Annotated in this window: 32 protein-coding genes; 3 read left to right on the top strand and 29 right to left on the bottom strand. The window is 54.3% G+C overall.

All coding sequences use genetic code 11. The annotated features are described in order from the left end of the window. The first annotated feature begins 1396 nt into the window (after positions 1 to 1396). Positions 1397 to 1921 carry a DUF2971 domain-containing protein gene (locus G7W63_RS08975; protein WP_166256381.1) on the top strand — a complete coding sequence of 175 codons (525 nt, stop codon included), beginning with the start codon at positions 1397 to 1399 and terminating at the stop codon, positions 1919 to 1921. A 204-nt stretch (positions 1922 to 2125) separates the two neighbouring features. Here the strand turns inward: G7W63_RS08975 and G7W63_RS08970 are convergent, their stop codons facing one another. The 4 genes from G7W63_RS08970 to G7W63_RS08955 form a co-directional block, all read right to left on the bottom strand. Further along, a complete protein-coding gene (locus G7W63_RS08970; RefSeq protein WP_166256378.1) occupies positions 2126 to 2863 on the bottom strand; it encodes a hypothetical protein in 738 nt (245 codons plus the stop codon). A 51-nt stretch (positions 2864 to 2914) separates the two neighbouring features. Then, on the bottom strand, positions 2915 to 3067 hold the full coding sequence (locus tag G7W63_RS08965) for a hypothetical protein (protein WP_166256375.1): 153 nt from the start codon (positions 3065 to 3067) through the stop codon (positions 2915 to 2917). 178 nt (positions 3068 to 3245) lie between these two features. Next, a complete protein-coding gene (locus G7W63_RS08960; RefSeq protein WP_166256372.1) occupies positions 3246 to 3536 on the bottom strand; it encodes a type II toxin-antitoxin system RelE family toxin in 291 nt (96 codons plus the stop codon). Then, on the bottom strand, positions 3526 to 3774 hold the full coding sequence (locus G7W63_RS08955; protein ID WP_053112999.1) for a type II toxin-antitoxin system Phd/YefM family antitoxin: 249 nt from the start codon (positions 3772 to 3774) through the stop codon (positions 3526 to 3528). The genes G7W63_RS08960 and G7W63_RS08955 overlap by 11 nt, the downstream gene beginning before the upstream one ends. 1112 nt (positions 3775 to 4886) lie before the next feature. Here G7W63_RS08955 and G7W63_RS08950 point away from each other — a divergent pair. Continuing rightward, positions 4887 to 5582 (top strand): SOS response-associated peptidase family protein, encoded by a 696-nt coding sequence (locus G7W63_RS08950; protein ID WP_166256369.1) that lies wholly within the window; start codon positions 4887 to 4889, stop codon positions 5580 to 5582. Between the two features lie 27 nt (positions 5583 to 5609). On the opposite strand, the gene G7W63_RS08945 is transcribed toward G7W63_RS08950, so the two are convergent. The 16 genes from G7W63_RS08945 to G7W63_RS08870 form a co-directional block, all read right to left on the bottom strand. Further along, positions 5610 to 6104: a hypothetical protein gene (locus tag G7W63_RS08945; protein WP_166256366.1), complete on the bottom strand. Its 495-nt coding sequence runs from the start codon at positions 6102 to 6104 to the stop codon at positions 5610 to 5612. 145 nt (positions 6105 to 6249) lie between these two features. Beyond that, entirely contained in the window at positions 6250 to 6753 is a 504-nt protein-coding gene (locus G7W63_RS08940; RefSeq protein WP_166256364.1) for a hypothetical protein, read from the bottom strand. A gap of 19 nt (positions 6754 to 6772) precedes the next feature. Further along, positions 6773 to 7126 (bottom strand): hypothetical protein, encoded by a 354-nt coding sequence (locus G7W63_RS08935; RefSeq protein WP_166256362.1) that lies wholly within the window; start codon positions 7124 to 7126, stop codon positions 6773 to 6775. 83 nt (positions 7127 to 7209) lie between these two features. Next, a complete protein-coding gene (locus G7W63_RS08930; protein ID WP_166256360.1) occupies positions 7210 to 7407 on the bottom strand; it encodes a hypothetical protein in 198 nt (65 codons plus the stop codon). Positions 7408 to 7721: 314 nt separating this feature from the next. Further along, positions 7722 to 8702 (bottom strand): endonuclease, encoded by a 981-nt coding sequence (locus G7W63_RS08925; RefSeq protein WP_242634362.1) that lies wholly within the window; start codon positions 8700 to 8702, stop codon positions 7722 to 7724. Between the two features lie 190 nt (positions 8703 to 8892). Beyond that, positions 8893 to 9105, bottom strand: a complete 213-nt coding sequence (locus G7W63_RS08920) for a hypothetical protein (protein ID WP_166256358.1) — start codon at positions 9103 to 9105, stop codon at positions 8893 to 8895. A gap of 22 nt (positions 9106 to 9127) precedes the next feature. Next, on the bottom strand, positions 9128 to 9406 hold the full coding sequence (locus G7W63_RS08915; RefSeq protein ID WP_166256356.1) for a hypothetical protein: 279 nt from the start codon (positions 9404 to 9406) through the stop codon (positions 9128 to 9130). Positions 9407 to 9461: 55 nt separating this feature from the next. Beyond that, entirely contained in the window at positions 9462 to 10142 is a 681-nt protein-coding gene (locus G7W63_RS08910) for a type 1 periplasmic-binding domain-containing protein (RefSeq protein WP_166256354.1), read from the bottom strand. A gap of 134 nt (positions 10143 to 10276) precedes the next feature. Beyond that, on the bottom strand, positions 10277 to 10984 hold the full coding sequence (locus G7W63_RS08905; protein ID WP_166256352.1) for a DNA cytosine methyltransferase: 708 nt from the start codon (positions 10982 to 10984) through the stop codon (positions 10277 to 10279). A 127-nt stretch (positions 10985 to 11111) separates the two neighbouring features. Further along, positions 11112 to 11321, bottom strand: a complete 210-nt coding sequence (locus G7W63_RS08900; protein WP_166256350.1) for a hypothetical protein — start codon at positions 11319 to 11321, stop codon at positions 11112 to 11114. Positions 11322 to 11494: 173 nt separating this feature from the next. Further along, entirely contained in the window at positions 11495 to 12208 is a 714-nt protein-coding gene (locus G7W63_RS08895; protein ID WP_166256348.1) for a hypothetical protein, read from the bottom strand. A 183-nt stretch (positions 12209 to 12391) separates the two neighbouring features. Next, entirely contained in the window at positions 12392 to 12649 is a 258-nt protein-coding gene (locus G7W63_RS08890) for a hypothetical protein (RefSeq protein WP_166256346.1), read from the bottom strand. Then, entirely contained in the window at positions 12646 to 13200 is a 555-nt protein-coding gene (locus G7W63_RS08885) for a hypothetical protein (protein ID WP_166256344.1), read from the bottom strand. The genes G7W63_RS08890 and G7W63_RS08885 overlap by 4 nt, the downstream gene beginning before the upstream one ends. A 154-nt stretch (positions 13201 to 13354) precedes the next feature. Beyond that, a complete protein-coding gene (locus G7W63_RS08880) occupies positions 13355 to 15385 on the bottom strand; it encodes a hypothetical protein (protein ID WP_166256342.1) in 2031 nt (676 codons plus the stop codon). A 320-nt stretch (positions 15386 to 15705) separates the two neighbouring features. Further along, the gene (locus G7W63_RS08875) at positions 15706 to 16425 is read right to left on the bottom strand and encodes an RES family NAD+ phosphorylase (protein WP_166256341.1); all 720 of its coding nucleotides are present in this window, start codon (positions 16423 to 16425) and stop codon (positions 15706 to 15708) included. After that, positions 16422 to 16829, bottom strand: coding sequence for an antitoxin Xre-like helix-turn-helix domain-containing protein (locus G7W63_RS08870; protein WP_166256340.1), 408 nt, complete (start codon positions 16827 to 16829; stop codon positions 16422 to 16424). The genes G7W63_RS08875 and G7W63_RS08870 overlap by 4 nt, the downstream gene beginning before the upstream one ends. A gap of 216 nt (positions 16830 to 17045) precedes the next feature. Between G7W63_RS08870 and G7W63_RS08865 the strand changes: the two genes are divergently transcribed. Beyond that, positions 17046 to 17372: a hypothetical protein gene (locus G7W63_RS08865; protein ID WP_166256339.1), complete on the top strand. Its 327-nt coding sequence runs from the start codon at positions 17046 to 17048 to the stop codon at positions 17370 to 17372. Here the strand turns inward: G7W63_RS08865 and G7W63_RS08860 are convergent. The 9 genes from G7W63_RS08860 to G7W63_RS08820 form a co-directional block, all read right to left on the bottom strand. Next, positions 17367 to 18179, bottom strand: coding sequence for a hypothetical protein (locus G7W63_RS08860; RefSeq protein ID WP_166256338.1), 813 nt, complete (start codon positions 18177 to 18179; stop codon positions 17367 to 17369). The two genes, G7W63_RS08865 and G7W63_RS08860, sit on opposite strands and share 6 nt — an antisense overlap. A 31-nt stretch (positions 18180 to 18210) precedes the next feature. Next, positions 18211 to 18483 (bottom strand): hypothetical protein, encoded by a 273-nt coding sequence (locus G7W63_RS08855; protein WP_166256337.1) that lies wholly within the window; start codon positions 18481 to 18483, stop codon positions 18211 to 18213. A gap of 29 nt (positions 18484 to 18512) precedes the next feature. Further along, a complete protein-coding gene (locus tag G7W63_RS08850) occupies positions 18513 to 18944 on the bottom strand; it encodes a hypothetical protein (RefSeq protein ID WP_166256336.1) in 432 nt (143 codons plus the stop codon). A 105-nt stretch (positions 18945 to 19049) separates the two neighbouring features. Further along, entirely contained in the window at positions 19050 to 19457 is a 408-nt protein-coding gene (locus G7W63_RS19825) for a hypothetical protein (RefSeq protein ID WP_207308927.1), read from the bottom strand. A 255-nt stretch (positions 19458 to 19712) separates the two neighbouring features. Continuing rightward, positions 19713 to 20171: a hypothetical protein gene (locus G7W63_RS08840; protein WP_166256335.1), complete on the bottom strand. Its 459-nt coding sequence runs from the start codon at positions 20169 to 20171 to the stop codon at positions 19713 to 19715. 92 nt (positions 20172 to 20263) lie between these two features. Beyond that, positions 20264 to 20587, bottom strand: a complete 324-nt coding sequence (locus G7W63_RS08835; protein ID WP_166256334.1) for a hypothetical protein — start codon at positions 20585 to 20587, stop codon at positions 20264 to 20266. Positions 20588 to 20856: 269 nt separating this feature from the next. Further along, positions 20857 to 21558, bottom strand: coding sequence for a hypothetical protein (locus tag G7W63_RS08830; protein WP_166256333.1), 702 nt, complete (start codon positions 21556 to 21558; stop codon positions 20857 to 20859). A 332-nt stretch (positions 21559 to 21890) separates the two neighbouring features. Next, positions 21891 to 22709: a hypothetical protein gene (locus tag G7W63_RS08825; protein WP_166256332.1), complete on the bottom strand. Its 819-nt coding sequence runs from the start codon at positions 22707 to 22709 to the stop codon at positions 21891 to 21893. A gap of 223 nt (positions 22710 to 22932) precedes the next feature. After that, positions 22933 to 24051 carry an ERCC4 domain-containing protein gene (locus G7W63_RS08820; RefSeq protein ID WP_166256329.1) on the bottom strand — a complete coding sequence of 373 codons (1119 nt, stop codon included), beginning with the start codon at positions 24049 to 24051 and terminating at the stop codon, positions 22933 to 22935. Positions 24052 to 24104 lie beyond the last annotated feature (53 nt).

Genomic DNA, 24104 nt, shown 5'->3' with positions numbered 1-24104 from the left:
TTTTCTAGCAGACAAAAAAAGGCCCCACCCGAAGGTGAGGCAAGTGCGCAAGCGGACAACCGCCAGTGTTAATTCCAGGTATTCGGCGAGGGCGGGAGACAAAATCGCTGCAGAAACCCCGGAATTACATTAAGTATGACATGGGCTTTCATAACGCAACCCCTCCGTCGTTAGAAAGATTGCACCAGATTCTTCCACCACGCGCCGAATGAGTTTGTTTCGTGCTGACGCAGCGATTCGCGATCGGCTTCGATGAGTAGACTGTCAAACTTGTGTGGGTCGTTCAGAAGCGCCAGTGCCACGTCATTTGCCTCTTTGGGATCGCCATTGAGTGTGTATCCATGGTGTTGGCTGGCCCACAGGGCGACCGCTGCAGAGCGTGAGCGACCGGCAGTGCAATGGACATAAAGGTTTTGGATACCCAGATTATCGCACTCGGCCAGAAACTCTCAGATTCGTATCAACCGATCAAACCGGGACTGAGGAATGCCTGGCGGCCCCAGTCGGGGGCATCAGTAATCCATATCATGGCACTATATGGTCTTGCCGTGAGAGCCGCTGCTGCTCTGGCGTTTATGGAGGTGACTGTTCGCATAATGCTGTTCGCGTCGTTACTGGATCTTGACCATATCTTAGTAAAGCCGGGCGCTTGAGGGAAAGGCAGCGGTATTTTTGAAGGCTGTAACTAAAAAGCCCGAACCAGTAGCTCGGGAGATCTGGAAAGTGGCCCAGGAAAACAAAACCAACCAAGCCTGTGCCAGGTGGCACGGCCTTAGGCCAGCATACCGAAGTTCAAGTCAGGTTCAGAGGTTGAGAAGAAAAAATAACGGACCAGAGTATGGACCAATCAATACAGTTGAGGCGGGCTTGACGTTACTATGAGGCATTTGTCAAAGAGCATGGCTATTTAAGCTCTATCCGAGCGGCCAGTTACCAAACAAGCGCAGGATGGGCTTGTATATTTGGGTATTTGACGTTTAACCGGTTACAGTCAAAATCGTAGGAAAGTGCCTTCCCTTTCCTGCATTTCACCCCGTAAAAGCACGCTTCGGATACCTTTCTTTAAGGCGAGAATAATTCACCTATGGCTCGATCGTATTCTCTTGAGGACTTTGAACGCGATCACCCTCGTCCAGACGAAGAGGGGGTTGAACGCCTGTACCGGATGCGAGCCATTGACTGGGGGAATGAGCACCATATCGATGACGTCCTTCTACGAGGGAAACTGTTCCATTCAAAACCTGCACAGCTTAACGACCCGTTCGAGTGTAGGCCGCATTTCCGGTGGCCCACGGGACAGAAGGAGGTACGCCGATTGCGCCTTCATATAGCTAAGATTGCACGCAAGCATGGAGGGCAATCACTCAGGGAAGCGAAAAGATTGGCGGGGGCCTGTATGGTTAACCGGACCCTGACGACCCAATTGCTTGCTGCGACTGGTATAGAGAGCTTCGGCGAACTTCGCTTATGCAGCTTTGCCTCATCCGTGAGCAATCTGCTGATGTGGTCTCATTATGGTGACTCGCATCGTGGCTACTGCCTGGAATTCGACGCCCGTACTTTACCCATAGGCTTCGCACACAAGGTTCGCTACACCAAGGACTATCCAGTTGCCCCCTTTCCACCGGACGAGGATGCAAGAAACTTGCGTCCCGCTTTAATCAAATCTCCTGAGTGGGAATATGAGGGCGAATACCGCACGTTGTTTACGCCCAGTAACGACTTCAAGATCCCAAATGATGGGCAGTCTCTGCATCTAACCTCTGAGTCGTTGACGGGGATCTACTTTGGTGTGAACACTGCAGCGGACGACAAGGAACGAATCATTGAGAAAGTCACGCGAGGACCGTTTAGTCCTACAATCTATGATGCCGAACTCGCTCAGTCTACGTTTGAGATTGTCTTTTCGCCGCGCACCTGACGGCCGCTGAGTAAGAGTAGTAGGGCGGCAGGACGTATATCACGTATCGACAGCACAAATCCCGGCAGCAGAATAACTCCGAACGTGGCCGTAAGCGCGGGTCTGAGCGTGAGTTCCGTGAACGGCTATAGGGTTTCGGCCTTGACACTTTCCCTTAGCATCGGGGGGTTTCGGCCTTGACACTTTCCCTTAGCATCGGGGGATCTATTTCTTCGGAGGTAGCATCGTCACCAACGTCATGTCCTCTTCGTTATTCCTCCCCATTTTCGCTTGTACAATAAAGACTGCCCCCTCGTGTTCCACGCGGTAGGTGGCCGGCAGTGATTTGTCAGCCTCGTAGCTGGCCTTGGCATTTGAGTACACGTAAGCCAGGCAGTTCAGAAGATCGATATACCCGAGCTCCCCGTCTTCCGTTAGCGCGTAGCCGCGTTGGATCATGCGTTGTATGGCATGAAACGTTACTTGGAGCATGACAACAGCAGTGCCAACTTGGCGGCCCATTTCATCCGGACGGCGGATTTCGTTTCGGCTAAAGATAAAGCCCGCGAGAAATAAAACACTATCCTCGCCTTCTACCACGCCAAACACATTATCCCCGTCCATGTACCCAATGCGCTTCTTTGTGGAGGCCAGCATCCAGACCATAACTTTTGCGGTCGTTTTTGGGTCTGGCTTGGGCATTGGCCGTCCGTGCCGGTCGAACCACCCACCTAAAAGGTCGTTTCTGAGCTTGGGCATGTTGAGTATGGTTTTCCATCGTCGCGTTGGTGAGGACTCATTGTTCAGCCCCATAGCGACGTTTTTTCGGCCCCAGTTATCGGCGGTTGCGTAGTCTGTCAGTTTTGCCATCAGACGCCGGGCTTTAATCGCCGCTGTATGATCGGAGATCTCGTACGGCGGTACTGACAACTTCATTGCTGGCTCAGGAACCCGCTTCCCCATGGTTATGTTCCTTATTATGTGGTGCTTATCTTCGGGCTTCCAAAATCCGCGTTACTTCTTGGGCGGTAGCATGGTTACAAGCGCCATTGTCGCCGTCTCCGCCTCCGCCTTCACAACAAACGTCGCGCCCAGGTGCTCGACCCGGAACTCCGCAGGGAATGAGGTTTGTTCATTGTAGAGATCGGTTGCAGCGTCCCAGGCCATAAGGATCTTCTCGAACTGTGTGAGGAGAATAAAGTTGGTAACAGATCAGACCTATAGACAGCATGAAATAGCCTTGTGAACAAGAGCCTGAAAAATAGAGTTGGTAACTTTGGCACAAACCGCTATTGGACTACCGAAGACTCTTCCGGTTCTTACTAATAAAGTTGGTAACTTATGCTCACGTTCGATCTTTCGCCTTGCTGTACACATCGCCGCGTTCCCGCCGCCCCACGGCTACGACGGTCACTAAAATATCACCGTCCTCAACCTGGTAGACTAAACGATATCCAACACTCTTTAATTTGATTTTGTAGCAACCTTGCAGCCCCGACAGGGCGTCAGCTGGGACGTGAGGTTCATCGAGGCGTTTCGCTAACTTCTTCTTAAACTGATCTCGAATTGCCGGAGCGAGCTTCTTCCATTCCTTGAGAGCTGATGGTTTGAATGCAAGCGAATACTTAAAGCTCATTCAGATCGACTCGAATACTTGGCTCTACAAGTCTCTCTTTCACGATTGCCACCATCTCTTGGTCGTCTAGTCGGTCAAGCATGGCTTCGTAGATTTCAGCCGGAACGCAGTAGAACGCCGGTTTGTTGCGGTTCAGAACAACGATCGGAAACCCCTCTCCTGAATCCACGGCCGCCATCGGATTTTTTTTGAGCTCTGAAATGCTCGCGGTCACTTCAGAATAAATTTGATTGGTCACAACGCCCTCCAAAGACCTGTTAACAGGTCATACTTTAAGGACGATCGGGCTCATGCGCAAGGCAAAGACCTTTTAATAGATCGCATAAAGCAATTTTTCGGTTACCAACTCTATTATCTTGTTACCAACTTTATTCTGATCCCACACGAACATACAACGTCCTTCTTCTAAATGGGATATGGGCCAAACTGGAGTAGCAAAAAAAAGCAGTGTACCAATACCTTGCTTAGAAAAATAAGCGCCTATTAACAGCCAAGGTGAGCCACCTCGTTAAGCCGCAACCCATAGCCAAATAACATCCAGATCACCACCACATCCTGGTGCCCAATCACCCTTGGAAGCTGCCCGGTGGGGCAATCACGCATGGCCAGAGCAGAGATAGAGGCATCGGCGCTCCGGCTAGTGCTTAACCCGCTTCGGTACCTGTCTTGGAACCAGAAAAAAAGACCCCGAACAAAGCGATGAGTACAACAACCGTCCCGACAGTGGGCATCCATCGGCTGAGAAGGGCCCCAAAGCCTAAGAGCATCAGCATGGGGAACACCTCTGAGGGGGCCTTTATTAACCGGTATACGACCAGGAGTGCCAGAACGGCGAAGAGCCCCTTGAATACGAAAGCCACAGCGACAAACGTTATGGCCGCAAAGAACCATGCCGGAGAGACGGAGTTCGCCGACCTTTTAAAACGTTTGAAACTGGGATTAGCCATAGTTGCGCACTTTTCTATCTAAGGCGGTCAGTATAGACCTCTCATTTGTCGGAGGACTTTTAAAAGAGGCGACGGGATGGATACTGAGGAAGGTTTCACAATCCTCGCCCTCATACTTGTCATGGAAAACATGGCAGCATAGACAGTTAGCGAGGCCAACCAACCGGGTAAGACCCATCAGGCAGACCGATCTCAACGACAATGAGAGCTTTCATCCGGCACGGTGGTCCTACGTGCCATCAGAGTAGCGCTTAATTCCACTGCCCCAAATTCCTATATACCAGAGTTTGAAGAGGGATATATGCGTCTGTCCCCGAAGTTAGGGCCTTCATGGGAATATAGGTGGGGGCACTTCACACGCGCTACACTATTCAGAACGAACTTTCAGCGGAGGGGCAGGCCCGTGTGTGGCTATATTCGCAGAGTGACCGACAGTCCCGCCGTAGCAGACTTGCTGGATCAGATTGGCTTGGGGCGTCTGGCGAGCCGGTTTGCCGGCGAGGGCGATATTGAACACTATTACCCGGCGTTCGGTGGCAATCCTGAACGAAAAATCCACCATTTGATCGTGCCGGGGCCGGAGGGACCGACTACAGTCGACGCGACCTGGTGGTTCGATGCGCAACAGGAGGGTGGCACGCTCCGCCTGGGTCGTCGCACGACATTCAACGCCCGTAATCTGAATTCACCATATTGGAAGGGAGCTTTACGTCACCACCGGGCCCTGGTCGTAGCCACCGGTCTGGGTGAGTCCAAATGGGTAAATGGCAAGAAAACCCAGTACCTGATGGAAGGGGAGCAGCCATTTCTTCTAGGTGCTCTTTACCGTCCCTTCGACAATGGCTGTATCAGTTGTGCGGTGATAACGAGGGACAGCCATCCCCGCTTTGATGAGTACCACGATAAGGCCTTCCCCTGCTTTGTACCCGCCGATCAGAAATTTGTCGATCAGTGGCTCAACTCTGATGGCCAGGTGCCTGATATGGTCAGCCGTTATCTAACGCAGCCTCAGCTCACCGTTCCCTTGCGTGTTGCCCACGTCAGTACATTCAAGCGTGGAACCGTATCTCTCGATTCGGAGATGCTTTCGGCGGACTGATTCCTTTAATGGAACGTTCGGACGGGGTCAGACCTTGGGGGCGTGTGTCAGGCGAGGGTATTTACGACCTGTGAGGCGCTTCCGAAGCACTTGATGCTGAGCCCGCGTCGCCTGCGTTGTGCGACCGAGCTTCTTGGCTATGGTCCGGTACGGGATATTCTGGGCCCGCCAGCTTAGCAGTAACTCATTGTCCTGGTCGGGCCAACGCTTAATGCTCGGGGCGGGTTTTGGCAGGCCTAGTTTGAGGCATTTATTGCGAACTGCCAGTTTGCTCTTACCGAGAGCGTCGGCGCAGTATTGATAGCCCTTTTCAGCTGCGTGTCTTCGTATAAACTCCAGATCCTCCGCCGGCCAGGCTTCGACCGGCTCCCGCGTGATACCCAGTTTTGCAGCACGATTGGTCACCTGGTGCCGGCTCACCTTGAGCAGCTTCGCGATCTCCACAATCTTAAAGCCAGGGTCCGGGTATAGCCGGGCCAATACCTCATCTTCTTGTGATCGCCAAACCTTGTGCTTAGCCAAGCCGCCTCCTGAGATTCAGACTATTTGCCTGCCAGCCTAAGGCCCGTATTCACGTTTATATAGCTCGGTATAGCCTTCACCCTGCAACGCATCCCGATCAAGGGTGCTGGTCGTCCTTTAAACTGGACGAGTGCGATTCGTGTCGTCACGGCTGCTCGGCTTCGGAGCTTTCGGAGTTCGCCAAAAGGCTGCGTGTAATCTCGTTGTCTGTGGCCTTGTTGATTTCCCCCTTGCTTGCCTTGAGGAGTAGCGCAACCTCAAACAACGATGGATCAGGCGAGTAATCCGCCAGCTTGCCTGTGGTGGTGGTATTGAAAAACGTCCGGATAGCCTCATAGCTTGGGGCCCCAGTTCCGGCTTGCCAGTTTTCAGAGGGCGCTGACAACAGCTTTATACCGCTCATGCCGGCAGTAGCGAGCAGGACCATACTGATAGCAAAATAAGTCCCTGATTGGGCGGCAGGGCGCTTAGCTCGTATCGAAAGCACAAACCCAAGCAGAAGAATTACTCCGAACATGGCCAGCAATGTGATCGGGCCCACAACTATAGTCGCAGGCATGAGAGAGAGTTCGTTGAATGGCCAGAAGAGCTCGGCCTGAACACTTTCCTGCAGCAGCTGGGTATGTCTTGCAAGATCATCCAATGTCATCAGGGAATGCCTCTTAAGTTCAGTCGAGCCATTTGGCGCAGTTGTCTTTGAGATCGGCCAACGTCAGGCGCTTAGAGAATCGCTTGATTCGGAAGGCCTCCGCTGGGAAGGGTTCACCTTCGATCATTTCGGCTTGCGGCTTCAGCCACCGGTATAGCTGCTCAGCGTTATGGAATTGCTGACCGGTCTGATATCCCAGTTCCGGAGAGAGACGAATACCACGGATGCGCTGGCGGTCGCGGGGGTGGATCGATTCAAGCAGCGAGATCAACGGACTTTCAGGCCGGAGCATACGCGGAAGTTTGCCCTGAATCTTGTAATCCATCAACGCTTTGGGGTGGCTGGCGATCCAGTTGGCTAATCGAGAATTCATGCTGTGCGTTTCCTTATCGATGTGCACTGATTGTCTCTCAGCTTTCACAAACGCAAGGGCTCCGGGGGCTTGCGCCCCGAGATTCAGCTAGTCCACCCACGACTGTCTGCGGTTTGTAACCCCCAGGCGATGATGTGAAGGCTTAACGCCACAGACGCGATAACCAGCAAGGCGGTACCGGAAATATCAAAGTAGCTAAGCATTTTGCTCGTTACAGACAGACCTCGTGCAATTGTCTTAAGAATGGTTGGAGCTTTTTTTATAAATAACTGGGTTTTCATTGTTTTTGTCCTTATGTTTTTGGGTTTAATTACTAGGACACTGCCGCTTTGCAGCCTTTGCAAAACGTGCGTCCAAACTTATTTATGCTTCCAAGACTCCAACCCAATTCCGCGTCTGCAGACGGGCATTGGGGGAGGTCTCACAGGTATTTATAAAATTCAGACAATTAATGGCTGTTCAGGGGCAGGTAGAGGGACTGGAGCATGGGCGTTGGGCTGGTCCAGGGGTGTGGATCAGGCATAAAAAACCCGAGCAGGGCTCGGGTGGGGGAGTCAGATATCAGGGCGTCCGCTACCCTTCAGAAAGCGCAGGGTCACCGGCAGTTGCCGGCCTTACGGAACCCAGCCTGTACTGCAGCTTCCTCCGATCCGAATGGGACGATGTTGTGGGCGCTGATGCGCCCGTAGCTTGGGCACCCGGACGGCAAGTGATAAACCTTGCTGTTTTTGTTGCCGCGTATCGCCACCTCATTGTTCGGATGCTGCCGTTGTTGCTGAGCCTTTTGACCGGGAGCGCTGTTTAGGCCGGACGCACTCGGGCGGTGCCCGAGAGACCAGCTTTGTTCGCCTGTCACAAAGGGGTTGTGATTACCGGCGATTCTCGCAATCCGTCGGTCCCTCTCAAGTTCCCAGGCAGAGACTGGATGCTGGCGGTCCCACGCCAGGTAAAGCTGCTGGTCCTGCCGGCTCATACGGAGACCATACCGGTCGTGCATGTAGAAGTAGATGCGAGCTATCTGACCTCTGACCTCAGGGCGGGGCTCTGCAACGCGAGCCTTAAAATCTACCTCGAAATCGCATTGGCCATAGACGCGGGGCTCACCATCAATCATGCCGAAGCCGTAGTTTGAGCGATCGGCATTCGTTTCTCCGATCGTGGGGACCAGGTTGTGGGGGTCTGCCTCCATTCGCCCGAAAACCGGGTCGGATGCCCGACAATTGGACCGTCCCCCTTTTTGCCAGCACTGCCTCTGGTGACCGACCACCCAGGCAGGTACAACGTGTTCCCATTCCGTTCGGGACGACCGGTGTTCCTGTGCCCTGGTCGTGTAGTTGCAGCTCGAAAGATCCGGAACTCCACCAGACGCTCCCTGCCAGCGCCAATTGCAGCCACAATAGAACGTACCCTTGTCGCCCTCAGTCCGATCGAAATACACATACGACCTCAGCAGCTCCTTGGCAAACCGGAACGAGGTGATTTCAGCGCTTGCAGCTGAGGACAGGGTGAACCCGAGAATTATGAGCAATACAAAGCGGGTTGTTAGGCGCATGGCGGCCCGGCTACGACAAAACATCTGGATTCCTCAACTAATGCAGTACGTTTAATGTAACGGCCAAGGGTAGGGCAGAGCAGAGGGTGATCGTTGTTTTAGTGATCGTCGAGTGAAATTAAGCAGCAAAAGGTAACTCAAAGCGCCGGAGCCATAAGGCTCCAGCGTGGGTCACCGTGAAGGTTTGGCCCTGTCAGGGTCATCCGGATCAGGTTTAAATGCGAAAGATGACGTTCTGGCCGCACAGGCGAGTTTGCAAGACAATTTGCGCATTATCATCGGTGATGAAATAACCCTCTTTCCAGGCCCGCAGGTCGCGTATATCTCCGGCTTCCTCAACCGAGACCTTGCGGAGCTTAAAACCCTTGGCGTTGGCTACGGCCGCAATCTTTTTTTGCAAAGGCTCTGGCAGTTCGCTCTGTTTCATTGGCTCAATCCTGTGTGATTCATTACGCGACGGGCGTGGTCGGGATTTTCAGATTGCGACGAAGCTCATGGTTGTCGTGACCCTTGCAGATCCTCTGGTAGAAGTAGTCGATGCTCTCCTTCAGCTTCGGGCGGCTATCGCTGTTAAACACGCCTGCTTCCAGGATCTCGCCAGTTTCGATGATCTTTGGTCGCCAGTGTGGGATTGGAGACTGGAACCGAACGGCCTCAAACTCGACGTCTCCCACGATGAAGCGGTTGCCGCTGCTCGCAGGAACGGTATTCTGCTGATCATTTGGCATAGATTTTATCCTTATCGGTCGTTTATTGGCTCGGTGAATTACTACCGTCGTGTGGCTATGCCAGCGCAATCAGCTTGTCCGTAATCCCCTGAATGGCCGGGCAGGTGGTCATATTGACCTCTCCCGCATCCGGGCCTTTGCGGAAGTAGGGGGAGATCATCAGTGCCAGTGGCTGAGGAGCCAGGTAGATACCGTTTGGTAGCCGTCCGTTAAGAAGCGGCGTGAAGGCATTCAAGGTAACGCGGCCACGATATGTGACGTTGTCACCGTGTGCGATGAAGAACTGGGTTTGAGGGTACGCAGCTGCGAGTTCCAGCATTGTCGGACTGTATTTGGCAACGAGCGCATCAAACTGTGCGCGGGTAATTTCATCCCCTACATCAACTCCGGACTCAAAATCTGAGCAGTCGAGATCGTTAAATTCCGCCGCCAGCTCAACTTCCGTGAAGATCCCGATTTGGTTGTACCAGAAGGCGACGAAACCGGCCTCTTCATACTGGAAAGCGCGTGGGTCGCCGGGCGTGAACTCGGCATACAGTGAGTTACCCTGATCATCGTGCTCCCCGCAGTCGTATCGACCTCTCAGCAGCTCGTAGGCCTGGTGAGCTGGAGAATCCTCATTAACGTCCCAGTGATCGGCCAGGACACTCCGGCATATATAGTCGCCCCACCTGTCTGTCAGGGGTGTGGGATAGGCCTGTTGGGAGTTAATTACGGGGATCATAATGTCTGTCATTTGCGCTCATCCTATAACGTCTGCATTTAGCGGCATGTTCTGTCGGTGTTTGCCCGACTTGTGAACAGACTAACCCGGCTTATGAAAATGCAAGCTGGTAACCGGGGCGCTTCCCGACTTTTGGCTCTGCCTGGTTAAATCAGCCGGGCTTGGTGCTGATGGCGAAGAACCGGCCCTTTACCAAGGTTGTTCTCTATGTGCTGGCGGACGGCCTGAATGACTTTATCGTGGAGTGAGAAATCGATGCTCTGGCCCAGGGTCTCGACGGCTTGCTCCTGGGCCATCCAGCTCACGTCAAACTCGGACGGGACACCCATCAGCTCTTTGATCAAACCTTCTGAAGGAGCCAGGATGCGGCCTTCGTGCTCTATGTAAACGGCGTCCTTGATCCCTCTACTCTGGCTTTTCATGAAAGTGGGGGTGAAGGCGCTGTCCTTCGTTATGCAGGGTACCGCTCGCTTGCTGGTGGCGCGGGCCTGTATGTAGCCGGTCTCTGTTATGTCACGGCAATTCGCAAGATGCTTCTCAACGATTGGCCAGATTGAAGAGGTGTTGCGATCTTCTGGCACTGGTGGCTCAAAGCCCGGAAAAATCGTAGCCAGAAGGTAGTACCGAGTTCTGTTCTGGATACCCCCGTAGTCCCTTGCGTTGAGGGTCATCTCGTGAGTTTCGTACCCCATCCGGCGCAGCATGGAGCGGAGGATCACGCCAGCTTCATGGTTAGCGAAACCCCGGACGTTCTCGATGAGCACAACCGGGTAGGCCATGACCTCCGTCATACGCAGAATCGGATAGATCATGTCGACCGTAGAATTACGATTTTCGATGGACTTCTCTTTCAAAGACTGCCTATTCTTAAACTTCAAACCGGAAGCGTAGAAGAAGAGTTGGCAAATAAAATGGCAGACGAAATTCTTAAAAAATAGCGGCTTATAGTAGCTGGCTTAATCCGATGAGTAGGAGTTGCGTTTATTTTTCGAGTGTTGTCTTACTCTCCGGCAGGGCCACTAGCTCTGCCTTGTCCCCATGAAACACCCAGTAGAAAGCCGACGATACATGGTCGCCGTTAAGATCTTCTACCACCCCTTGATCGCCACGGTTTACACGAATCCTGAGCTCTTCATCGTACATCCGGATAATGGTACCGGGCGGCCAGCCTGATCCGTGTTCTGGTGTCATACCTGGAGTCCTCCTTGATCTTATCCAGTAGTGCCCCGAGGCGGGGCACCACCGTATTACTGAGTTTGGTTAATAGCTGCCTTGCGTTTGACCCAGTCATCGACAGTGTAAACGGGGGGCAAAGACCCGCGCCCCCGCAACGACTGCACTTACTGACCTCTGGAACACTCAGCTTACGCAGCGTAGGCTGAGCCTTCACCCTGCGGTGGAAGCCCTTTCTTAACAACATCGTCAATAAAAGTCGCTCTGAACTCGCCAAACCGCTTTGCCGCCGACCGGTGGTGTCGCGAAACGAATAAAATAGAGGGTATCCATCCGGCCATGAACGCAAAGATTCCTCCCGCCCAAGCCATAAACTCCTTCCACTTCTGATCGTCAGGAAATGAGTAGAACAGTAGCGAGCAAGCAGCGATGCCACCAAAATACATAAAAATAAAGTCGCGATGCTTCGCCAGTTGCAGCGAGAATGGCGTGAGGACCTTGTCATTGCTCCCCACGGTAGCGTATTTGCTCGTATCGTGATTCACCAGGCCAACAATACATCGACCTTCCGGTTTACCGTCCAAGGTCTGATCTTTCAGGTCTTCCTTCATGATAACAAGGGAAACACGGTTGCCCGTTCGAAGGGCTAGCGGCTTGTCGTAAAGCTGGAAATCAATTTCCTCGCCGGCTTCTGAACGCACAAAGATGGTTTCGATCTGGGTTGTTGAACTCGAAACTGTTGGAGGGACATAGATCCCGTTTCTGGCATCTGCATAGCCCCCCGAAGAAGAGAGACTGGTGCTGGAGGTGGACTGTATATCGATAACCTCGCCGACGATCGTACTCAGGTAAAAAGCTCTTTCATTTTCCGGGGCTATCTCAGTGACCTTGAACTGGGAATTCATTGGATACTGCTCCTTAGTTCTTATTGGGGGCGTTAGACGCCGGCTTTTGTTGCGAATGTGTAGAGCCCATCAGCGGCTGAGTTGCGTGCATAATTGTGCATCTTTCTGATGCGAAAACCAGTTTTACCCGTCACAAATAGGAGGTTCAGCTGCTCCCAGGTGATCTGCATGCCGGCTCCGGGGTTAGCGATTCACCACGTTTCGGCCTATGCCCCCACATGCGACGCACTCGCACTTGTAGATATCGTCAGTGCTCTGCAATGCCACATCGAAACCGAAGAACACCGCCACGGGCTCATGCTCGACGGCTGAATAACTCCAGCCCCGCTGGAGCGTGACGACAACCTGGTTGTCTCCGGTGAGTGGATCATAAACACCTTCTATCCGTGCCTTGGCCGACGCCGGGACCGGACGGCAGGTGTACCCATCCGGTACGGTCATGCTTCCTCCGCAGGCGCAAGCCACTGGGCATCCATGAAGGTGCCAGCTACCTGACCCTCCAGTTCGTTACGGTAGGACGAAACAGAGGGGTTGAGGGCCACGATCTTGCCGTCAGCGTTCATGGTGCCCACCTGCACCCAGGTTCTCATGTGATTGGGCGGCAGATCCGCAGGGGACTGTCGAGGTTTCATCGGGTAGGGGATAGCGAAGATTCGGCTGTAACGGTTGCCTGGCGCAATGTACAGCGTCCCAACGACTGTTTTCGGTTCGGGTCCGGGCACTTCCTCGTGGTTTTCTACCCAGTCTGAGCCGACGCCCAGTCCGCGGATTTCATCCGGGGCGGGCTGGCCTCGATAAGTTGGCGCAAAATGTGAACCAACCTTCTCATCGATATCGAAGCTGGTGCTGACGTGTCGGATGCCAAGTTCACTGGCGATGTGGTCGGCCAGCGCTGCCTGGGCCCGCTCCAGCTCAGCGATCGCTTTACGGACCTCATCGGTGTCGATCCGTCGCGCTGCGCCAACGAGCTGGCCGGTGTAAATAGTGTGCATGGTACTTCTCCCGCTGGTCTCTTTGATTGACAAGAATACCGCATTTGCGCGAAACGCAAGGGCCAGGCCCTTGCTTTGCAAGTGCGGCATTTTCTTGTGTGCTCACTGGAACGAAAAAGCCCCGCAAGGGCGGGGCTCTGTCTTCACTTCTTGATCAGTCTTCGGTCCAGCCAGGATTTTCTACGAACTTGCTCTTCATGCCGTCCGGTCCCAGTAGGACATTCTTCGCAGTCGCATTCAGCAGGAGCGTCCCTGGATCACGCTGGAAGATGGCCGGTACCTCAGTACCTTCCAGAACCGCTCGGCCAGCTCGCAGGTATCCCTCGTGCTCGAACAGGTAGGCATAGCCATTGCCACCCATGGTGTCCAGGAAAGCCCGGTAGTAGATGCCATCAGGCAGGTTCAGCTTGATGTGTTCGAATGGCTGGTCCACCTTTTCCCAGGTGCCATTGAATACAGCATTACCGCCGTCGAAGTGATGCACTTCAATGCGCCCTGTTCCGTCGGCTTTATCGCCAAACAGATACATCCAGTATTGCTGACCACCGTCTTCAAAGCCTATGCCTGAAGCACCTGCAGCTTGACCGTCAGGGAAGGTCAACATATCGAACGTCGTCGCAGGCATAGCGTCACTAAACCCGTCATGGTTGCCATAGACCAAGTTACAGCTTTGCACGACCGAGATATCGGCGTTCGGGCTGCACATTGTAGAGGTATCGTCGACGTCCAAGCCTCGCCAGCTTGTCATGAACAGGGGGTCAGCCAGTGTTTCATACACTGCGTAGGCCGCAGAACCAGCAGGGAAGAGCGCTGTTTTCTCATCCTCTGCAAAGCTCTGTATAGACACGGACGGGTAAATAGCCGCTAGTGTCTGAGCAACGTTCAGATCAGACAGGTCCACTTCGTGGTATGAAGCGGTAATACCGATGTTACCCTCGAACGCTATTCCGAAGAGTTCGCCCGCCTCCGCACTGACGTCGATACCATTCAGATACTTCTCGGGTACCCCCATCTCTCTATGCATTGAGCCGTTAAAGATCTTTAGGTTAGCCATGTCTGGCGGAATAATTTCCGCGATCACGTTGCCTTCAGGGCCCTTTGAAGCCATTTCCCACGCCGCCAGAGAGCCTGAATTATCTATTCCGGAGGCCAACGTTCTCTCATGAGCTTTATAGTAGTACCGATCTGGCATCGAGGGATGCTCAGTGATCTCGTAGTACGTGGCCGAAGCGTCTGGCTGCGCCACTGACCCGCTTGGGGAATCCGTGAAGAACGGACTAGCTGATTTCGCGGTAGCCAGACGGTCGCTCAGCACATCCCCGGCTGGAGTTGGCTCGGGATTGCTGGGTGGCCGATCTTCAATTGGCGGGGTTAGGGCGTAGTCGGGTGACTTTACAATTTCGTCAGCGTCAAAGTTCGGATTGCCCAGCGTGGCATCCACGTCATTGATGATAATAGATACCAGCAGCTCTACCTGACGGGACGCCATCGCCAGAAACTCGGCCATGGTGATGCCCGCCTGGTCAAGGTCACTCTGGGTTATGTTGTTCTCGATCTCAGCCATGACCCGTGTTGTGACCTGCGCAATACGGTGCAGACGCTCTGCGTTCTGCTGTGCTGAGACATTGGAGCTGTCCTTGGCGGCTGCAACGTAGTCGGCGATAGGATCGAACGAGGTCTTCAGCCGCTCGGAGACGGCTTTCTTGGCCTGCTCAAGTGTGGTGCTGGCGGACCTTTTCATTTCATCAGCAACCATCGTGGTCACCGGGGAGACGAACTGCTTATCCGCTTCCGGATTAATCGGGCTCCTCAAAGTGAAGCCTTTCGGGACCGGCTGATTGTCGTCTTCATCGACGGTGAGGTTGGCGATTGCCTGAACGACAATTTCTACACCAAGCTGGTTCTCGGGAACGTCCAGAGAGAAAGCGCCGCCAGCACCGGAAGTGGTGGTGGGTTCTCCGGCATCACACTGGCCGTTGGCGTTAAGGTCAGCACAGACGGTAGCCTGAACCAGGTATCCATCTGCCGCACGTCCTGAGATCGTAACATCCTGGACCGTAGGCTCACTGCCTGTACCGGAACCAGATCCATCTCCACTACTGGAGTCAGAACCGCCCCCGCCTCCGCAGCCTGTTACCAGCAGGGCTGTGGCAATCATAATTCCGAGTTTGTTGCGTTGGTGCATAACCGTTCCTTTCATTGGTTTTGTGATTACGGCAGTTTGCCGAGAGGTGTCTTCTTCGTGGGAGCTCAAATGCACGCCTATAGAAGTCGCCCACGTTAGTTTGCCGGGTTCCCCCTTACTGAATGGCCAAGTGGATGTGTTTTTTTGTGCCAAGACGGGCAATAAGCACGCGCCGATGCCCCCTATGCAAAGAGCACCTTATCGCGTGATTTAAAAATGCAAGGGCAGGGTTGGTCTGATCGGATCTTAGGAGTCGCCCGGAGGGGTGGTTAGCCGGACGCTTCGAATGGAAGGGTTCTAGTCGAACAAGTCTTCAATACTCATATCCGGGGGTTCCCGTTCTGTTTTGGCGGAACTTCGTGGGCATCGGAGATCTTGGCCCAGTGGGTGATGCGCCCTTTGTCCCCATCCCAGAAATACCGCAGATGATCTCCCTGTACTGGAGCTTCAAGCGCAACGGGCCGGAACGCGGCAATGCACTCATACCCAGGCCTGCGTACTGAGTTGTAGAGCAGCCCATCCGATCCTTTAGCTCGGCACGACATGGCAAAGGCCTGGCTCTCGGCATAGTCGTCCGGATCATGTAGGTGCTGGAAGGGCTTTCCCCGGATGTCCAGCATGGGCAGCGCGATATCGCCGACGTAGCAGCGCATCGTCAGTTCAATGGATTCCTCATTTGCCGCCGCCAGCTCGCGTTCTTTGTGGAAAACGGTTTCAGCGATGGCCGTCTCCAGTGAATCCGCCGCGTAATACACACCGAAATCTCCAGTGGTGAAGCGACTACCGAACCCCAGGTGGGTGAACGCGGCCATTACCGGGCTGGAACCGGGGCCGACAAGCCGATCCTCCGGGGCAACCAGGTGCAGATCGCCGGTTTCATCAAGCAACCGGTCATTGGTCATTGATTCGATCTCGAACGCGATCTCCAGCTCCTCGGGAGAGTCATAGACCCGCTCGTATAGGTTGATCGGAGGGTAATGGCTTGGAATGATCCGATGACCTTTCCAGGTCGGCAGCACCAGATCCGGGGCTGGCGTCATGCCCAGCCCCGCTTGGCGTCAAAGTAGCGTCTGGTCTGCATCAGGTGCCGCATGGAACCCCGAGTCATGTAATCCATCGCTGAGGTGCCGGTGAACGGCAGTTCTGTTGTAGGCAGACGAACCCGGCGATTAGCTCGCTCTGCCGTGGGGTACATCAGCCGCAGAGACTTGTAGATACCGAGCACATAGCTGATTCGCTCAAGCAGATCCCGTGAGAGCTTGATATAGGGCAGCTTCTGGTACTTGTACAGGGTGCTTCTCGAGACGCCGCCAAGCATTTGCATCATCTCTTCTTGGGTGCAGTCCCACTCACGGCAAATGTTAAAGAAGCCTTTCAGGGCGACGTGGCCCCGTAACTCTTCTGCATCGGCAGCGGCTGGCTGTTTTTCGCGGAGGTTAGCCATAGCGACTCATTCCCAATATGTGTATGCGATCATATTAGCAGAATGTGTGTACATTTACACATGCCGGGGGTGTCCCCTTTCCGAAGCGCTGGCGGATCTGAGAGGAGTCGCCGGTTACCGTCCAAAAACTGGACGCATTGGCTGAATGTACAGTGTTGATTCACCAGGTGCTCCAGACCATGCTTTCAGGCATCAGCATCGCCAGAGGAGCCCCCCATGTTTGTTGTAACCATACAGACGCAGAATGACGAATCTATCAACTATTTCGATCTGCCGGGGCCCATGGAAAACGCCCGGAACGTAGCGATCGAACAATTTCGCAGAGAGCATCCTGGAATCGAGCTGGCGGATTCCTTTGTCATGCCCGAGGCCGACTATTACGGTGCTCATGACTGCCGCGATCCACAGGGCCGGGGCTGCTGTGACACTTGCGGCGGCGTGATGCCGCGCTCATGGCTGGACCGACAGATTAATGGGGGGATTAAGAGGGGAGGGACCAGTGGGCCGAACCTGGTCCTGCACGGTCGGCCCCTTGCGCTATAGACGTTTTACTTCTCTGGCGGGCACCCAAAATGTGCCAGTTCCGGGCCTGCCTAGGCAGATCTCATCGTCGCCTACATCCACAACCTCAGCCTCGCAGGAGCCGGCGCTTTCATCCGGGTCTTCCCACCAGACCGTGAGGCCCTTCGACAGCAAACCCTGGCCAACCCAGCCGTTCGCTTCATAGTCGGAAACCGATTCACGCTGAAAATCGATATCAGGGGCCTGGTCGAGAGCCGCTAACTGCGCAGTGGCCGGGCCAGCGGCGTTCTGAATCTGGATACAGGCCTGCTGCGCTGCAGACCGGGTGACATACACCTCGTAGCTGCCCGTTTCCAGAGGGGACGGATACCGACGCTCATGGTCCGCCAGCGCTTTGATGACCATCGGATCGTCGCCGGAGGTATCAGGATCGGCACTGCAAAAGGGCTCAACGTCGTCCTTTCCGCAGTTATTACACGTCTGGGCTTCGTTTGTATCATCAACACGATGCCACTGGGTGTAGCAACGCTCGCAACGATAAAAGCCCTTCATGAAGTGGCCGGAAGCGGGCGGCACCATAGCCTTCGAGTGGATCAGGTTCGCCTGAATCTCAACCCAGGACCACGTCTGACCGTATTCCGTGATGGGGAATCTAAGGGTTTGCAAGGTCACTTGCAGCGATTCCGCCAGCGCTTGTGCGGCCAGCCGCGTCTGTGCCATTGAAAAACCGGCTCTGGTATCCGCTGTGATGGTCTGGGAGCCGTTCACAAACAGAGCCATCCCATCATCATGTCCGGTAATTTCAATCAGTGTTACCTGATTTTTCATGCGCTCAATCTCCGTTATATACTACTGTCACTTACCCGTCGGCTCTAGCGGCCTTGATGGTCATGCGCCCGCGTGTGATCAGATCGGCTGTTACGTCGTCCCATTCCCAGCAAGCGTCTTTTGGGGCATAGCGTTCGCGCTGAACCTCCACGTCCAGCGCCACGCTCAGTTGTTGTGCAACACTGATCACCTGATACCGGCTTTCCCCCAGATCGGGATCAGCAGTCAGGATTTCTGTGCCATTCACGAAGCACCCAATGTCTTCACTGAATCCGACGATTTCAATCAGCATCACCTGAGCCATAAATGCTCCTTGAGCTGGGTAGGGCCGGGTTATCCGGCCTTTTCAGAGTGGACGTGCTGCAACCTGTACACGGCTTTAACGGTGCTGGCCGGTGCCACCATCTGGCGATCGGAACCATCAGTGCTGTCGAGCACGACATTGTTCTTGTGTGCCTTGGTTTTGATGCCGGCGATTTTCACTTTATGTCCGCCAATCTCAACCACGGCATCCAGCGCTTCTTTAGGAAGGTCGTACAGTTCGTGAAATCGAAGGAACGCCTCGCGCTCGGGTGTCATAACCTGACCATCTTCAGTAATGGTGGCCAGTTCTACCTTGAAGCTGCCGGTGGTATCACCGTAGGTGCCTCTGCCCGAGGTAATCTGAATGCCGAGCTCCTCGGAGAGTTCAGCCAGCTTGGCATCAAGAGCCGGGCGTATGGTTTTGGTCAATGTCGAGCGGTTAATGATGGTTACTTTAGGCATGGATTCTCACCCGTTGATCGTCTTGGTTTAACGTCTGCGTTTAGCGGCGTTTTCATAAACCAATCTACCGCAGGTTCTGAAAACGCAACCCTGTCTTTCAGGGGATCAGGCAGCGGCCCACAGCGTTGCCACTGAAATATCGAACGTGGTCTCGAACCACTGCCAGACGTCTTCCCTGTCCGTGCCTTTGGGAAAGTGCAGGAACGCCTCTTCCAGTTCGCCGTCCTGGGTTACCGGGACATTCCCAAGCTCTGCCCACAGTTCCCCTGCGACGCCCTTCGGGTTGGCAAACAATGTCGACGGGGTGACATGACGGCACACCATACGTTCGTTTCGGCAGATGATCAGGCCGTCGGCGGGGTGCTGGCCGTTCACAGGAGCAGGCAGTTTCTCGACGACCAGCCATTCCTTCTCGCTCGGCTTTGTTGGGTGGTTACAGAAGTACCGGCCCCGGTGGTCGATGGCGATGCCATCGTTTGTGAGTAACGGATCGTTCTGTTTGGTCTTTGGCATGTTGGTAGCTCCCGCCTGGTTGAGTCAGTCGTCTTCTTTGGGGCCGGGTGGCCCTGACAACTTCCAGACTATCGCGGGAACCGAAAATGCAACTCGCCCTCTTTGCGGGGCGTCTGGCGGAGCTGGGGACAGGGGACAGGAGACAGGGAACAGGGAACAGGGGACAGGGAACAGGGACCGGGTTACTAGTGCTGCTATTCAAGAACATGACTAGCCGTAAACGGGGAAAGGCCTAAATAGCGTTCCCATTTCCGACTATGTACCGCTGATGATGAGTTTGGTGTCTCGGGAACCCAGATTGGAGTCCAGATCGCTCAACCACTCATATCCCTGTGGCACCTGGCCATAGGGGATCATCACGCTCTGGCAATAATGGTCTTCGTAATCGTCGGAGTGGCTGGAACATGCGCCATTAACGCCGTAGGAGGGTGAACTGACGACCGTGGGATTTCCTTTACCGAAATGCCAGCCGTCCACGTTTGAAAGCAGCCAGCCGTCACCCTCTGGAAACTGGCCAAGATGCCCGTTTATACGGTTTATCCAGCGGGTGTGAGCGGCCTTTCGATTCGCATCGCCGGGAGGCAGGTACACACCTACAGAACCGTCTGCCGACTCCGCATCGATCATCAGCATAAGTGGTTGGGGCATTTTGTTGATCAGGGTCAGCCATTCGTCAATCCACTGCTCTTCGGCTTCTGTCAGTTCTGTTTTCATAGTTGCGATCCGGTTGTCCCTGCTGGTCGACATGTTCAGAGCTGGTGACGCTTACTCGGCGGACGTGATTCAGTGTGGTTCAAGGCCATGGCTCATGCGCTCAACTCATGGTCTGCGGTGTCACTGTCGGCGGCTCCAAGGTATTTTCCTACGAACTGATCGGCAGATAATGCCAGATCATCCGCCTCAATGCGCCTCGTGTTCTCACGGCAATCCTCACCAATCCAGTAGATCAGCCAGCAGCCGTCCCGGTATGGACTGATCATCACGGCGCAGGCCTTGGGCCCCAGCCGTTGCGCCAGAGCGTCAGTGAGTGGCCCCAGCTTTAGCCAGACTTTCCGATTGGCATGGACGCCAAGGGCAATACGGGCCTGCCGGAGCAGGGCTTTCAGTTCACGTTGGGTTGTGCGGCTCATACCAGCTTCCGTTTAGCAGTAGGTCAGTTCGATATAGGAGGGGAGAACAGTGATAAGAGCGCCATTGCGAGTGTCCTCACAGATCAGCTCCACCCGGTCCTGCTCTCTGCCCGCCAGCCCGATGTCACGCACGATCAACGAGGCCCAGCCGGAAGGCCGGCGACCTTATTGACGAGGATCACCGGGTTGTCGATCTCGACCATCTGGCCGTGGGCATCTATTGCGGTTTGTGTGTGCATATCTATTCCCGTGTCAGGCCTTACCGGTGTTCAGTGATTCTCGGTGATGTAATCGAACGGGCACTCATAGCCGCCCTGCGTCCAGTCAATGGCGAACAGTTGAGCCACGTTGTGGGAAATCGCCTCGATCTGCTCGTTGGTCAGGTTGTGGGCGCTCAGACAGTCAGCCGGGTCATCCTCGAAGTGGAACAAGAGGTTTGCTGCCGCGAGTGCGCTTAGGTACTTGCAGGCCGTCTCATAAGTGTCGATCGCGTGTTTTTCGGTCGGGCTCATGGCCTCATCCGCCACCGCCTCTTGTTCACGTTCCCTTTGGGCTTGCTGAGCGCCGACTGCCTCGGTCAGCAGTCCTTGCAGCCGTTCGCGAAGCAGATTTATGTCATCGGCGCTTTGCGCAGTGCCGTCACCCAGGTCGAAATCAGCATTGGTATAGCCTTCCCACCCTTCCGGGTCGTATGGGGCCCAGACACAGTTTTCCAGAGAGGGCAGAGACGAGTTAGGCAGGATGCTCAGGTACGCCGTCTCCACAAAGTCCGGGGTGTGGTCCAACGGTAGATCAGCCGGGCGAACACAATGAACGCTCCCGCCACAGAAATCGGCGACTACTTGCCCGATGGCCTCAATGAACTCCTCATGGACTTGTGAAGAGCCGTCCAGCTCGCCAAGCAGGTCCGGACGCACCAGCAGCCCGGTTACTATTTCTGCCAATTCTGAAGGGCGAATTTGCTTGGACATCTACTGTACTCCCGAGGCGTTGTTACCAGTCAAAGGTGGGCGGGCTTTTTTGACCCGTTCACTTAAACCTTATCGCGGAATCTCAAAGCGCAAGTGCCGCTCCCCGTCGAAAAGGGCGGGACCTGGAGTCTTTGCGGTCGCTGTCATGATCCTGGTCCCAGTCCCTGCTATGAGTGCTGCCTGTCAAAACTATGAATGTCGTGAACTGACAAAGCTGCGGTCTGCACGGTGAGGAGCTGAGAAGGGATTCCTTTACGGTTCATTTAGCCAGAGAAGAACCTAACGCTAACATCCTCACTGATCTGACCCGTGAGGATGTTGTGCGTAGCCTATCAATACTCGTTGTGACAAAAGATTTCGATTTTGGGAACTTTGATTTTCTTACCCGTTATCCCGGTGTCATCTAAATCTAATTCGATGTCCAGGGCGAGCATGTCTGGATCAACAAAGAACCTGATTGCATCAGCGATCGCTTGAGCGCATTGAGAGCCGCCGTTGCTCTGGCTCTCGTAGTTGATGTCAATGACCAGTTCATCCAGGGATTCCCAATTACGTCGGAGCCAAGGCGAAAGAGCTTCGCCGAGGTCAAAACCCACCGTTCCAGCCAGTAGCGGCCCCAAGCCCTTACCACGAACCTCCTGCCTGATATGGACAAGATTCAGTTCAACGCAAAATGTGACCTGGCGCTTGTGACCGAAGTAGCCAAAATACGGCTCTGACATGTTGGCTGCTATCACACCTATCGGTGCTTCGGAGGAAGGAAGGGTGCTATCCACGAGAAAATTAATGATGGAAGCGGCGGAAATCAGTGCTTCGTCGTATGACGAATGCGTTCTAGAGGCTTCTCGGTCAGCCGCTGCCAGATATTGCTCAACCGTATTGCTGTCGAGGGCATTTTTGCTGACAACCGCAACGCTCTGCCTGGCTTTCGCAAAATGACTGATAGCACGTTTTGAGTGGTTGATCGTGCTGGACGGGTCTGGGTATAGGGAGCCACACGGTTTCGTGCCTGGAATAGAAGTCCAACTCGTATGTAGTTTGTTGCTGACCTCCAACTCCATATCGATGCCAAGGGCATGATTGAATACAAATGGAGGGTGTTTTTTAAGGTGTTCTTCGAGGGTTTGGCAGACGTCTTTTGCGTGGGTCATGATTGTTCAGATCCTCTTGTTGCTCTATCGACCATGTGCGTGGGAATAAACTTCTTGGGTAGAAGTTTATGATTTTCGGGCGCGGGTCGTTGCAAAGAGGAAGTGAAATATCGCAGGCTCTCGGTCGAAGAGAGCGTGCTGTTTCGGCGGGGCGAAGCTCTGGTGTATTGGCCTGGTTCCGGAGTTGTGTTCATGAAGGAAATCGCACGGGCTCACTGTCAGGTCAGAACTCCCCTGACACGCCATCAAGCACCTCAAGAAGGCCATCCACTTTCTTCTGGCCAAGGCCTTTCACGGCCAACAGCTCCTTCCGGCTGGCGGACATGACTTTACGCACGGACCCAAACTCCGCGAGAAGGATCTCGGCGACCTTGCTGCTTACGCCGGGCAGGGCCTCAAGCACGTACCGCTGCTGATCCCAGATCGCCGTGGGCTTTGTTTTGTGAAGCGAAATCGGAGTAAAGAGCCCGTGAACGAAGTGTGATGCCAATTTGGCGATCATGTAGGCAGAGTGGTTGAGGTTATAAACCGGCAGTACGGATACCCTCTGGATTACTGCCAGGAATGAAATGGCACCATCGATCTGCTGGCAGAGCATCGTAGAGGAATGCCCGTAGACGTCGCCCTCCAGGAGAATGATAGGGATTACCTGACGGTCGCTGGCCCCCACCGCCATCTTGAGACGTTCGGACTGGTCGAATAATCTCCCGTCGTCCTGAATGCTCACCTCGAAGTCGGTTTTTGTCGCACTGGCGTCACAGCGTTTGCGCTCGATGAGCAATCGGTTGCCCTCGGCATCTACGACCTCGATATCCCCCAGAGCCAAGGACACTGATTCGACGGTGATCATGGGGTGTGAGGCCAACAGGTCCGCCAGCGCCTCCGTCTCCCGGTGATCGACCTGAATAGTAACGGGCCCCACCATCTTGATAGACGGGATATCGAGGTTTAACGCTTCGTAGGCTCGGGCACCGGGCTGATCACCGAGAACACTCTTTGCTCCAAATGGGGAACCAGTGCTTTGGCCTGCACCCGATCCACGGGGTTTGCGACCCGGCTTGTTGGGTTTGTTGCCATACTGCTGAACCAGTTCCCCCCAGGACAACGAAGCGTTGATGCCCAGAGCCTCAATAACCCGTTTATTAAACATTAAGCCCTTGCCCAGCGCAGACACGTCACCCTTAGCTTTCAATACCCAGCCGGCCATGGCGGAAGCTGAAGGCTCAATCCAGATCTTCACTTCCTTTGCGTCGAGCTCGGGCAACTGCTTGAAGGCCTTTGCGCTTACGTAGAGGCGCGACAATGCAGGGTTTTGGGGGCTTTGCCAGTAGTTAAGAGGCATCTCGTTTCCTTTGGTGCTCTCAGGCCAGTGGGGCGGGTTCGCAACATTCCTGG

Source organism: Marinobacter salicampi, from assembly GCF_011074795.1.
GTDB lineage: Bacteria > Pseudomonadota > Gammaproteobacteria > Pseudomonadales > Oleiphilaceae > Marinobacter > Marinobacter salicampi.
The sequence above is the reverse complement of the archived record's forward strand: the minus strand, read 5'-3'. Positions and strand labels throughout refer to the sequence as shown.

Coding starts and splice junctions, on each gene's coding strand:
- G7W63_RS08975 (WP_166256381.1), top strand. CDS start 1,397: ATGGTTAACCGGACCCTGACGACCCAATTGCTTGCTGCGACTGGTATA.
- G7W63_RS08970 (WP_166256378.1), bottom strand. CDS start 2,863: ATGGGGAAGCGGGTTCCTGAGCCAGCAATGAAGTTGTCAGTACCGCCG.
- G7W63_RS08965 (WP_166256375.1), bottom strand. CDS start 3,067: ATGGCCTGGGACGCTGCAACCGATCTCTACAATGAACAAACCTCATTC.
- G7W63_RS08960 (WP_166256372.1), bottom strand. CDS start 3,536: ATGAGCTTTAAGTATTCGCTTGCATTCAAACCATCAGCTCTCAAGGAA.
- G7W63_RS08940 (WP_166256364.1), bottom strand. CDS start 6,753: ATGACATTGGATGATCTTGCAAGACATACCCAGCTGCTGCAGGAAAGT.
- G7W63_RS08935 (WP_166256362.1), bottom strand. CDS start 7,126: ATGAATTCTCGATTAGCCAACTGGATCGCCAGCCACCCCAAAGCGTTG.
- G7W63_RS08930 (WP_166256360.1), bottom strand. CDS start 7,407: ATGAAAACCCAGTTATTTATAAAAAAAGCTCCAACCATTCTTAAGACA.
- G7W63_RS08925 (WP_242634362.1), bottom strand. CDS start 8,702: ATGTTTTGTCGTAGCCGGGCCGCCATGCGCCTAACAACCCGCTTTGTA.
- G7W63_RS08920 (WP_166256358.1), bottom strand. CDS start 9,105: ATGAAACAGAGCGAACTGCCAGAGCCTTTGCAAAAAAAGATTGCGGCC.
- G7W63_RS08915 (WP_166256356.1), bottom strand. CDS start 9,406: ATGCCAAATGATCAGCAGAATACCGTTCCTGCGAGCAGCGGCAACCGC.
- G7W63_RS08910 (WP_166256354.1), bottom strand. CDS start 10,142: ATGACAGACATTATGATCCCCGTAATTAACTCCCAACAGGCCTATCCC.
- G7W63_RS08900 (WP_166256350.1), bottom strand. CDS start 11,321: ATGACACCAGAACACGGATCAGGCTGGCCGCCCGGTACCATTATCCGG.
- G7W63_RS08895 (WP_166256348.1), bottom strand. CDS start 12,208: ATGAATTCCCAGTTCAAGGTCACTGAGATAGCCCCGGAAAATGAAAGA.
- G7W63_RS08890 (WP_166256346.1), bottom strand. CDS start 12,649: ATGACCGTACCGGATGGGTACACCTGCCGTCCGGTCCCGGCGTCGGCC.
- G7W63_RS08885 (WP_166256344.1), bottom strand. CDS start 13,200: ATGCACACTATTTACACCGGCCAGCTCGTTGGCGCAGCGCGACGGATC.
- G7W63_RS08880 (WP_166256342.1), bottom strand. CDS start 15,385: ATGCACCAACGCAACAAACTCGGAATTATGATTGCCACAGCCCTGCTG.
- G7W63_RS08875 (WP_166256341.1), bottom strand. CDS start 16,425: ATGACGCCAGCCCCGGATCTGGTGCTGCCGACCTGGAAAGGTCATCGG.
- G7W63_RS08870 (WP_166256340.1), bottom strand. CDS start 16,829: ATGGCTAACCTCCGCGAAAAACAGCCAGCCGCTGCCGATGCAGAAGAG.
- G7W63_RS08865 (WP_166256339.1), top strand. CDS start 17,046: ATGTTTGTTGTAACCATACAGACGCAGAATGACGAATCTATCAACTAT.
- G7W63_RS08860 (WP_166256338.1), bottom strand. CDS start 18,179: ATGAAAAATCAGGTAACACTGATTGAAATTACCGGACATGATGATGGG.
- G7W63_RS08855 (WP_166256337.1), bottom strand. CDS start 18,483: ATGGCTCAGGTGATGCTGATTGAAATCGTCGGATTCAGTGAAGACATT.
- G7W63_RS08850 (WP_166256336.1), bottom strand. CDS start 18,944: ATGCCTAAAGTAACCATCATTAACCGCTCGACATTGACCAAAACCATA.
- G7W63_RS19825 (WP_207308927.1), bottom strand. CDS start 19,457: ATGCCAAAGACCAAACAGAACGATCCGTTACTCACAAACGATGGCATC.
- G7W63_RS08840 (WP_166256335.1), bottom strand. CDS start 20,171: ATGAAAACAGAACTGACAGAAGCCGAAGAGCAGTGGATTGACGAATGG.
- G7W63_RS08835 (WP_166256334.1), bottom strand. CDS start 20,587: ATGAGCCGCACAACCCAACGTGAACTGAAAGCCCTGCTCCGGCAGGCC.
- G7W63_RS08830 (WP_166256333.1), bottom strand. CDS start 21,558: ATGTCCAAGCAAATTCGCCCTTCAGAATTGGCAGAAATAGTAACCGGG.
- G7W63_RS08825 (WP_166256332.1), bottom strand. CDS start 22,709: ATGACCCACGCAAAAGACGTCTGCCAAACCCTCGAAGAACACCTTAAA.
- G7W63_RS08820 (WP_166256329.1), bottom strand. CDS start 24,051: ATGCCTCTTAACTACTGGCAAAGCCCCCAAAACCCTGCATTGTCGCGC.